Here is a 10,684-nt window from a genome sequence, read left to right as displayed (position 1 = left end):
TCATCAGGTCAGGCTTGATCAGATTATGCTTGAGCATCCAGCCGGGGCCGACTTCGCCACCAAATTCTTCATCGTAAGTGAATAGCAATTCCAGTGTACCCGCTGTTGGTTTTACAACGGCTTCGAGTGCACGCAGGGCAAAAGTATAAGTCGAGAAATCACATTTGCTCACAGCCGTAGCGCGGCCATAGATATTGCCGTTTTCTATTTCACCACCGTAGGGGTTCTTGGTCCAGCCTTCGCCCGGTGGTACGACATCACCGTGAGCATTCAGCAGCACGGTCTTGCCCGGGCCATACTGGCGGCGTACCAGCAGGTTGGTGATACTTTGCAGGCCTGCTTCTTTGACTTCGCTATCAGGTACTGCATGTTTTTCTGCTGTGATCCCCATGTCTTGCAGCAGGTCGGCGGTACGCTCTGCATGCGGGGTGTTATTGCCGGGTGGGGTATCAGTTGGTACGCGCACCAGTTCTTGCAGGAATTTGACTTGCTCGTCAAAGTGATTGTCTACCCAGGCATCGAGTTGTTCGTAGTTATTCATGTGGAGAGCTTTCATTGTGAGTGTGAGTGGGCGTCTTATGTTTGACGCCTCGATTGAAAGTGTTCAACAAAATGGGTAAACGCTTGCGCTGCGAGTGCAGCATCTTCTGCTGTCATGATTTCATCTGGATGATGGCTGATACCGCCATTGCCGCAACGTACAAACAGCATGGCGACATCGCAGATGGCGGCCATTGCCATCGCATCATGTCCTGCGCCAGAGGGCAGGTGGCGTAGTGAGACATCGCAAGCAATGATGGAGTCTGCCAGTTGTTGCTGCAACCATGGCGCACAAGGCACGCTTGCAGCCTCATGGGTTCTGCGCAAATTGAAATGCACCTTGCGGCGCGCCGCGATGCGCTCGATTTGCGCCAGCACATCGGCCACGGCCTGTTCGCGCACAGTATCCTGCTCCGCTCGTATGTCTATCGAAAATACCGCCTTGCCAGGCACCACATTGGTGGCGCCATTCGGCACATTGAATTGCCCCACCGTGCCGACCAGACCAGGCATACCCTGGCAGCGCTGTTCTATATACAGGCCGGTTTCTGCTGCTGCCATGGCAGCATCGCGGCGCATGCCCATGGGGGCTGTACCGGCATGTCCTGCCAAACCTTCCACCTCGACCATATAGCGGGTGGCCCCGGATATGGCCGTGACCACGCCCAGCGCCAGTCCTTCATTGAGCAAGACCGGCCCTTGTTCTATATGGACTTCGACAAAGCCCAGTAAGCTCGCCTGGTCATAGGCGGCTTTGGCCAGCCCGGCTGGATGAAAGCCAGATGCTGTCATCACTTCGCGCATGCTTGCGCCGCTGTCATCCAGATTATCCAGCACAGTCATGTCGAAGGTGCCTGCGGCGGCGCGGCTGCCCAGGAGCGTGGCCTTGAAGCGCACGCCTTCTTCTTCCGCAAAGCCGATGACCTCTATCGCGAACGGGAAACGCTTGCCTGCCGCATGCCATTGCTCTACACAAGCCAGTGGTAGCAAGATGCCTAGGTTCCCGTCATATTTGCCAGCATTGCGCACCGTATCAAAATGCGAGCCGGTCAGCAGGGCGGGGGCATTGGGTTCCAGGCCTTCATAGCGTCCTATGACATTGCCAGCCATATCGCGCCGCACATTCATGCCAGCAGCGCACATCCATTCAGCCAGTTGGGCGGCGGCATTGTGGTGCTCGGGGGTCAGATAAGTGCGCGTCAACATGCCCGGTGTTTCGGTATGTTGCGCCAATACGTCAGCCCTGTTCATGATTTGCGAGGCACTACTCGCGTAGGAATGCATCTTGCTCGACATGCTGGTCTCCTCCTGGTCAGGTGTTTCGGGCGTTTAATTGCGCGCCTCATAGCAACTGGCGACTCTCGTGGTTTCTGGTGGGAAACTGCCTGCATCTGCTTGCCAGGATGGTCGTTGTTTTTGCCTGTTTTTTGAATTCTACTATTGAATTCATTTATTGCATACAAAAATTGGATGCAGTATATTTGATTTCAGATCGCGTCCTGAAAAGGTGGCTTGATGGTGAGGTCTGCAAGAATTTTCGTCTATTTATCAATGAGTTGGAGTTGAATTTCAGTAAGTAATAATAACCAGTCAATCAGGAGGTAATCGTGCAGCGTATCTACAAATCACTTTTTGGCCAGGTGCTTATCGCCCTGGCAGCCGGGATACTGATAGGGGTCTTGTACCCCAGCTTTGGCGTCAGCCTCAAACCCATAGGCGATGGCTTTATCAAACTGATCAAGATGATCATCCCCATGATCGTTTTTTGTGTGGTTGTCCATGGCATTTATGGTGCAGGCGAACTCAAGAAAGTAGGGCGCGTCGGCCTCAAGGCGCTGATTTACTTTGAAGTGGTGACCACGATTGCACTGGTATTGGGCCTGGCGCTGGCTTTTCTGTTCCATCCCGGTGAAGGCATGAACATTGTCCCGGCCTCGCTTGATGCCAGCGCCCTGGGCACCTATGTTGATAATGCCAACAAGGTAAAAAGCGCAGGCTTTGCCGAATTTGTCATGAAGATCATCCCCACCACCGTGGTCAGCGCCTTTACCTCGGGTGACGTGTTGCAGGTCTTGCTGTTTTCGCTGATCTTTGGTTGCGCCCTGTCATTGGTAGGTGAAAAAGCCCGCCCTATCGCCAATATGATCAGCAGCCTGTCTGAAGTATTTTTCAAGTGTATGTCCTTCATCATCAAGCTTGCGCCCTTGGGCGTGTTTGGTGCCATTGCCTTCACTGTCGGCAAATATGGGGTGGGTTCATTGAAACAACTGGGTTTGCTGGTGATCTTGTTTTACGCTGCCGTCATCATTTTTGTGTTTGGCATTTTGGGTACGATATTGAAAGTCGCTGGCTTCAATATCTTTAAATTCATCAAATACCTGCGTGAAGAGTTGCTGGTGGTACTGGCAACGGCATCGTCTGACTCAGTCTTGCCACAGGTGATGAAAAAGCTCGAATACATGGGCATCAAGGACACCACCGTTGGACTGGTGATACCCACCGGTTATTCATTCAACCTTGACGCCTTTTCTATCTACCTGACACTGGCAGCCGTATTCATCGCCCAGGCCACCAATACTCCGCTGGCATTTTCTGATTTGCTGGCGATACTGGCGATTGCCCTGGTGACCTCCAAAGGCGCACATGGCGTGCCTGGCTCGGCGATCGTCATCCTGGCTGCCACTTTGTCTGCCATACCGGCGATACCGGTAGTGGGCCTGGTGCTGGTGCTGTCCGTCGATTGGTTCATCGGCATCGCCCGTGCCCTGGGTAACCTGATCGGTAACTGCGTTGCTACTGTGGTTGTCGCCGCATGGGAGAAAGACATAGACAGAACCCGCGCCCATGCGGTCTTGAATGGCGATACTGCTGCGATTGCCAGCTATGATCTGGCGAACAGCAAGACCGAATTGGCGGCTGGATGAATTGATGGAGTGAAAGCTGTCAGCATGTGACAAAAATAACGCCCAAGGATGGAAATCTTTGGGCGTTAAGTTTATCAGGTTACAATTTCGCCTTAGCTCATCATGCAGCACGCTAGCTCCACAGGTAAATAATATGACCGCCACCACGAATACAGATCAGGCAGACAGCTCAGAAGCCATCGCCCTAGACATCACCACGGCCATCGCCGAGCAAAGGCTGCCGCCCGGCACCAAGCTCAGGGAAGAGGCACTGGCGCGCATGTATTCCGTCAGCCGCACAAAGATCCGTGCGGCCCTGGTCATGCTGGCCAAGGACAAGCTCATTGACCTCGTGCCAGAAAAAGGTGCCTTCGTCAGCAAGCCCAGTGAGCAGGAAGCACACGAGATATTTTTTGTCCGCCGCATACTCGAAGCCGCCCTGGTACGCGAATTCATCGCCAAGGCCACCGCAGAAGATTATGCCCGCATAGAACAACACCTGCTCCAGGAACGCCAGGCCATCAGCGACAACAACGTCCAGGAACGCTCAACCCTGCTCAGCGATTTCCACATCCTGCTCGCCAAAACCGCAGGCAACCAGGTTCTGACCGACATCCTCATGAAACTCGCTGGCCGCAGTTCCCTCATCACCATGCTCTACCAGTCCAGTCGCGACGCCAGTTGCTCTTCGGACGAACACGTAGAATTCATCAAGGCCGCAAAAGCAGGGGACGTAGAAAAAGCCGTAGAACTGATGGCCCATCACTTGCACCACGTTGAATCAGCGCTGCAATTCAAGGAAGTGGCGAAGAGTGACAAGAAGGATTTTATTTCGGCACTGCTGGCTTGAGGTTGATACTCCTTCAGCATTTCAAGGTAGAAGGTGCGGAAAGCGATAAATGTCTAATAAACCTCTTGCAATAAAAAGCCCCGAATTCAAGGCTCTCGCCAGACAGAAAACCAAACTCTGGCGAGAGCTTGACGAGAGCCGGGCTCCGCATCCCGGCATTGATCACATACAAGACCAGTGGGGTACTTATGTTCCCATGGATAAGGTTAAGAAATTGCTTGATATGATGGATCAACTTGCTGGAGTTGATGATAAAGAGGAGTCTCGTGGCAGCAGATATAGTAGAGCAGCCTTGCTGTTGACGCTCAATCTGCTTGATCAGGCGGAAAAGGAATTCAAACTGCTAGTTGATCAAAATCCAGAGGAGACATCATGGAGCTCAAGCCTTGTAGTAATTGCCGCTAGACGCGGAAAATTAGAAGAGGCGAGGCGGATTGCCAACATCGTTAATACAAGCTCGCATACATTCTTCCATATGTCGGAAGAGAGGATATTGGAGGAGTTTGAACGACATGGCCGTTTGATCAAACCTGATCAATCCTGATCATTGAACAACATGCGCAAAACAAAAATATTATCCAAAGTCAGCACCGACAAAGAAAACAGCATCAAGCTGCAATTCCCATTTTTGCAGAACATAAAAGAAAATATTGATCACGGCAATATGGGGCGCGTTGCTACCTCAGTGTTTGACCACTGGATTACTTGCGAGAGCGAGTATTCTCTATTGGATAACATAGACGTCGCTGAACAAGAAAACCGGAATAAAAAATTTCTGTCGCACTGGGCTGCGATATTTGATACTACCGAGGTGTTCACGGTTCGTTACCGTGGACAATGGCCGCAAAAAAAGAAACTGGTCATCAAACAATATACCGACAAGACTGGCTATCTGATGCAATGCAAGCAGAAAATGCTCAGCACCCCATTCCAATTCCTCATCTTGCCCGAGTTTGATAGCCTCTACGTAGCATCGTGGGACGACACCCATGTGCTTTATTTTAACGACCGTCTGCGGGCTGAGCTAGTTCTACGCCTGGCAGAAAAATCTGGATTGCATGTCCTGGAATTCAATTAAATCCAATTAAATCCGAATCACCCTGCGTAGATACGATTAGATTTGCGTAATCGTACGCATGTTGATCTACGCACCATGTTTGGTAGATTTGTTGTTTCGAAGTCTTACATGCGTGCGAATACGTTTCACTAATCGTCTATGTTTTTGGCACCACCTGGCGACTTCATTTTGAAGGCCGGTACATATAAGAAAATGCCAAAATAAGAAAACCAAAAATCGTCATGACGAGTCCCATTTTCACGTCTCTTTTTTCCCATGGCCATCTGTTCTTTGTATAGTCATTCGCTAAATAAATGATCCTCATACTTCGCCCACCATGCAGGGTTTGCGAGGTAGCCTGGTCAATGCTTTTCGTCACAGTATACTTTTCGCCTCGTTCTGTGACGAGTGTCAAACGCACGTCGTTTTGATTGCTAGCTGGCCCAGAAATTTTCTCCAGTGGTTCAACCTGAGCATTTCTTCCGAGAAGCTCGAAGTCGCGGTTTTCGAGATAACCTCCCACTCCTTCATATAAGCCCATTGCAGAAAAAAAGAAACCCAAAACACGAATTTTTCCAGCGAGTGACATGATTACTATACCCTTTTAAATATTTTTTAAGTCACCTTCCACTGAGTCAGCGGAGGTGAGCTCTATTCTTTGACTTGCAAGAGCCAGATTGTCAGCTTGATGCTACTGGTGCAGCAGGTGGTGATGCCGCCATGAGCTTTTGCATTTTCTCCAGATAAACACTGGCTTCTGCTGCCACGTCTGCATCAGGGTAGCGCTGCAAGATCACCTTCACGATGGAAATTGCCTGCGCATATTTGCGGAAATGGTCACCCGACAGGCGGGCGGCCAGCATGTATACGGCGGGGATATCTGCATGCTTGGGGTTCTTTTTGTCAAAGCCCTGTATCAAATTCATCGCACCCTTGAAATCATTGGTGGCAAAAGCACTGCTGGCAACTTGCAGGATATCGTCAGGTTGCACTTCAAAAGCCGGGTCGCGGTTTTTTAGTTCGCTCAGCATATGCATGGCTTTTTCGTGATAACCGGCTTTACCCAGTACCAGCATATAACGCCGTGCCTGTTCGCAGATGCGTTTTTCATCGCCTTTGCGCAGCAATAACTGATATAGTTTTTCATTCAGGGTCAGGCTGCCGCGTTCGTAGCGCATTTCATCTTCCAGTATGCGCAAGGCAGCATCGAGCTCACCTCTCATCAAGAGTGCGTCGATACGTTGGATGAACGGGTCAGAAGATGCAGGCGCTGGATTGTCCTGCGCCTTGGACTGCTCCCTGTGCGTATCAAAATCCACTGCAACCGGCAAACCGAGTTGCTGATGGTATTGATACAGCACATAGCCCATCATCGAATAGGTTGCCAGGATCAGGTAGAAATTCAAAAAAGTCATCAGCGGCACGCTTACGAAGGGCGACCAGGTTGCCGGTATCAGATGACGCAAGCCTTCTATGCTCAACAAAACTGCACCAAAGATTGCCCATACAACGAAATAGGATGCACCCATGCCGCGTATGAAGAACAGCGCTGTCGCAGGGTTGAGAGCACGCCAGGCATTATCTTCAATCGCCAGCACCATCACCGCAGCGGGTATGGGCAGGGCAAACAGGATGGCAAGCACATAAAACCATTTGGCGAAATGCACATCCGGCGCCATGAATTTATCCATCCTGCTGCGCGGCTGGTTGCTGTTTTCTTCTGCACTATTGTCTTGTGCGCCGTTTTGCTTACCATAGGTCAGCTCCGCCTCACGCATGGCAATGCGGCGGGCTGCTTCATCACTGCCATCGCTGCTGGCCCTGGGCGCAGCCATATCATACTGGCTGAGGGCTTTGGGTTCATCCGGGTCGGCACTGTCGTCATCTTCATCTGTTGGCGCAGGCCTGCGTGTAGGGGAGGCCTCATTACCCGCTATTGCCGCCAGCGATGCTGCCGCAGGCATTTGCACACTTGCAGCACTGGTTTTGGATGAGATCGCAGGCGCATTCGCATCCGGCTTCATGGCATATGTGCCAACCACGACCATCAAGAGAAAATATAGCAGGAACACCAGGTTCTGCTTATAGGGGCGCTTGTCTTTATTACCCCAGACAGTAATGTCATCCCATTTTGGGTTCAGTTGCCCCATCGATGCCATTTCCATGACCGCATACGCATAACGCAAAAAGAATAGCATCAGCAAGCCGCGAAACATGCCAAAGGCAAACACCGTCACGACACTCAGGGCCGACAAGCCTGCAATCATGATCAGCGGTGCAGGCTTGAAAGGAAACAGCAAAAACGCAGGCAGGCGCTGCAAAAATGGCGTGATATCGTCTTGGTAAATCTTGATCTTGGGTTCTGCGGACATGGCTACTCTGAATTGTTGTTATGCGCTGTAAAAGCGCTATATAGGGGCGGGCAACCCGGCAATATAAACGTAGTCAGGCTTGTGTGCAAGGCTGTTGTCTGAGGGAATTGTTTTGCGGAAAAATGTTAGTTGGCTTCGGTAATTTATTACCCGGGGAGATGATATGAGTTTCAGTCATTATCATGCGACTAGAGATTAGTGGATTATAGAGAAGTTTTTCTGATGAACGAATGGGCGACCTACTAGCTCGAAAATATTAAGTTGTTTCTAATACTGCAATATACGATTAAATTTCATTAATCATAGAATCCATCAACTAAAAAGCATCTAACAGCGCTGATGATGGCTACCATGGTGGAAAAGTTGTGCTCAGCACGCGGCATAAGCTTAGTGAATGCGTGTACTTATGAATACTAAAGTTCCAAAATTATAATAAATTAACAACAATTAACTTTTTGTGAATATAAAGTATTTGCTAAATTTGCATATTAATTCGTTAATGATTAAAGATTATTATCTTATTCATTTTGAATGTTGTAGCAAGCTGCGTGCACAACAATATCGACGAGGGTCTTGGTTATGACAAAATCATGGAAACTACTTGAAGCACATATACGTGAATTAGCGTCTGTCATTTGGTCAAGACCTGTTGTCGCGCGACGAATTAGCGGGGTGAATTATGATGCAGTCATCGAAGTTTCTGATGACGAAATCATCTTGATTGAAATTACAGAGCAGTTCTTGCTAAACAAGGTCAGAGATGATATTGCAAAAATAATAGCGGTTAAATTGAATTTTGCGAGCAAAGGAATCTTGACGCGAGGGTTTATTGTTTTAAATCAAGAACCGACTCCTGGTATGTCTGAGTTAGGGATAGATTCAAAAATTATGGTGCTGTCTGCTGAGTCATTTACAAAAATGGCTTTTGACTTCCAAAGCTATGTCAATCTTAGGAGTAAGCAAGTATTTGGTAGTGCGATTAATCCGACCACAGGTGAGCCAGACAAACATGCCTACATACCAGTTGAATATACTGATGAACTAAGCAAACACAGTTTTACTACCTTGCAAATAGCTGAGAAATTGCTAAAGGGTGAAAAGCTAATTCTTTTAGGAGAGTACGGTACTGGGAAAAGTAGATGTGCTAAAGAGACTTTTGAGGTATTAGTTGGAAAAGGTACTTTGAACAGCTCTTTTGTGTTTTCAATAAATCTTCGAGATCATTGGGGGGCTTCCTCTGCAATTGAAATTATTGCTGGCCATTTAAAGCGAATTGGCATGTCGAACGTAATAGATCGGGCCATGCAATTGCTTACAGCGGGACATATCACGTTAATTCTGGATGGGTTCGATGAAGTTGGTTCACAGACATTTGGACATAGTTTATTCAAACGGGAGGCAATTCGTAAAGAGGCTTTAAAGGGAATACGAGAGTTAATCGGTGATTGCCGGGCAGGGGTGCTTGTCACTGGACGCCCACATTATTTTGACAGCAATAAGGAAATGTATGATTGTCTCGGTATATCATTAAGAAGTCACCAATCAGTTTTGATTAAGTGCGCAGTAGAATTTGACGAAGCGCAAGCGCAAAATTATCTGAGAAATATTGGGATCAAAGCTCCAGTTCCAAAGTGGCTTCCAAGAAAACCATTGATATTCTTGATTTTGGCGGAAATAAGTAACGGCAAGGCGCAGGAAATATTATCAGCTGAAATTGGAGAGGTTGGATTTTGGGGGCAATTTCTCGATACTGTATGCACTCGTGAAGCAAGAATTAATGCGTCTATTGACCCAGAAACAGTTAGAAATGTTCTTACAAATCTTGCTGCAATTGTGAGGTCAAGTGATCGGGCTTTAGGTAGATTGACTCCAACAGACGTGAATCAAGCCTATGAAAAAGCCACAGGCTCAATTCCCGACGAGTCTGGTCAACTCATGTTGAGTAGGTTATGCACGTTGGGTAGGATAGAGCCAGAGTCCCCTGACAGACAATTTGTTGATCCCTACATTGCACAATTACTGTTTGTGGAAAATCTATTTGAAGATGTTTCAAATAAAAATACCTCTATACTGGCTGAACCTCTTTGGAAGCAAGGTCTAAAGAAAATCGGAATAGAGTTTCTTGCTCAGTATATTGAGCATTATGGTGAGCTAGCTGAGGTTCTTGCTATGGTAAATCACAGTGGAGTCCCAGTAAATTCACAGCCCGTTGGGGAACTGGTCGCAGCGGCAAGTCTTTTGAATGGCGACTCTTTAGACTTTAAGGGGCTACAAATTAAATGGGCGGAAATTTCACTTCTGGAATTGGGTAACATTGAGTTAAAAAATATTGAGTTCAAAGAATGTCTTTTTGATGTTATATCTTTTGAATCTAGCAAAATTAGTTCATCATCTAGATTCAAAATTGAAGATTCGTTTATTTCAATGGTCACAGGATTTGCTTCGGAAACCGCACGACCCGAATGGATTGTTGGGGGGAAAATTGAGGAAACGCAAAGCGCATCAAATTCCGCACGAATTAAATCAAGTAATTTACCCCCGTCACAAAAACTATTATTGTCTATTATCCAGAAGATTTTCTTTCAACGAGGTGGAGGGCGTAAGGAAAGTTCTCTATACAAAGGTGGATTTGGTGAAGCATTTGATAGAAAAATCATCGATCAAATCATCAATATTTTATTGAGTGATGGACTAATTGAGAGAAGCAAAGATAGTTCAGGCCACATATATAACCCAAACCGTGAATATACGGCAAGGATGAAGGCAATTAAAGACCAGTTATCTTTAAGTAACGACCCGCTTTGGCTCAAGATGCTTACTCTTGATCAAAAAAAACATGACAAGAAGTGATTTCTAAAGGAAGTTTTGCTCGTATGCTTTTTGTGCAAGGAAGAAATATCGCATGTTTTTAAAAAATGCCGTCGTGTTTTTGCTCAGTCGATCTAAAAAGGTACAAGATTGA

At 47.8% G+C, this 10,684-nt stretch carries 9 protein-coding genes; 5 read left to right on the top strand and 4 right to left on the bottom strand.

Going from position 1 to position 10,684, the window contains the following annotated elements; all coding sequences use genetic code 11:
• On the bottom strand, nt 1-541 hold a 541-nt coding region (locus ACO0LG_RS19420; RefSeq protein WP_423029201.1), incomplete at its 3' end, for a M20/M25/M40 family metallo-hydrolase.
• Nucleotides 542-576: 35 nt separating this feature from the next.
• On the bottom strand, nt 577-1,836 hold the full coding sequence (locus tag ACO0LG_RS19415; RefSeq protein WP_423029200.1) for an allantoate amidohydrolase: 1,260 nt from the start codon (nt 1,834-1,836) through the stop codon (nt 577-579).
• Nucleotides 1,837-2,147: 311 nt separating this feature from the next.
• Between ACO0LG_RS19415 and ACO0LG_RS19410 the strand changes: the two genes are divergently transcribed.
• The 4 genes from ACO0LG_RS19410 (at nt 2,148) to ACO0LG_RS19395 (ending at nt 5,371) form a co-directional block, all read left to right on the top strand.
• Nucleotides 2,148-3,464, top strand: coding sequence for a C4-dicarboxylate transporter DctA (locus ACO0LG_RS19410; RefSeq protein WP_423029199.1), 1,317 nt, complete (start codon nt 2,148-2,150; stop codon nt 3,462-3,464).
• A gap of 133 nt (nt 3,465-3,597) precedes the next feature.
• Nucleotides 3,598-4,293 (top strand): GntR family transcriptional regulator, encoded by a 696-nt coding sequence (locus tag ACO0LG_RS19405; RefSeq protein ID WP_423029198.1) that lies wholly within the window; start codon nt 3,598-3,600, stop codon nt 4,291-4,293.
• 49 nt (nt 4,294-4,342) lie between these two features.
• Nucleotides 4,343-4,837, top strand: coding sequence for a hypothetical protein (locus ACO0LG_RS19400; RefSeq protein WP_423029197.1), 495 nt, complete (start codon nt 4,343-4,345; stop codon nt 4,835-4,837).
• A gap of 12 nt (nt 4,838-4,849) precedes the next feature.
• Complete coding sequence (locus tag ACO0LG_RS19395; protein WP_423029196.1) at nt 4,850-5,371, top strand: hypothetical protein; 522 nt, start codon at nt 4,850-4,852, stop codon at nt 5,369-5,371.
• 163 nt (nt 5,372-5,534) lie between these two features.
• On the opposite strand, the gene ACO0LG_RS19390 is transcribed toward ACO0LG_RS19395, so the two are convergent.
• Nucleotides 5,535-5,939, bottom strand: a complete 405-nt coding sequence (locus tag ACO0LG_RS19390; RefSeq protein WP_423029195.1) for a hypothetical protein — start codon at nt 5,937-5,939, stop codon at nt 5,535-5,537.
• 91 nt (nt 5,940-6,030) lie between these two features.
• Entirely contained in the window at nt 6,031-7,722 is a 1,692-nt protein-coding gene (locus tag ACO0LG_RS19385) for a tetratricopeptide repeat protein (protein WP_423029194.1), read from the bottom strand.
• Between the two features lie 579 nt (nt 7,723-8,301).
• Here ACO0LG_RS19385 and ACO0LG_RS19380 point away from each other — a divergent pair.
• Complete coding sequence (locus tag ACO0LG_RS19380; protein ID WP_423029193.1) at nt 8,302-10,572, top strand: NACHT domain-containing protein; 2,271 nt, start codon at nt 8,302-8,304, stop codon at nt 10,570-10,572.
• The last annotated feature ends 112 nt before the right edge of the window (nt 10,573-10,684 follow it).

It is taken from the genome of Undibacterium sp. Ji42W (assembly GCF_049340405.1).
Lineage (GTDB): Bacteria > Pseudomonadota > Gammaproteobacteria > Burkholderiales > Burkholderiaceae_D > Undibacterium.
Note: the sequence above shows the minus strand (reverse complement) of the source record. Positions and strands in the feature narration are given on the sequence as shown.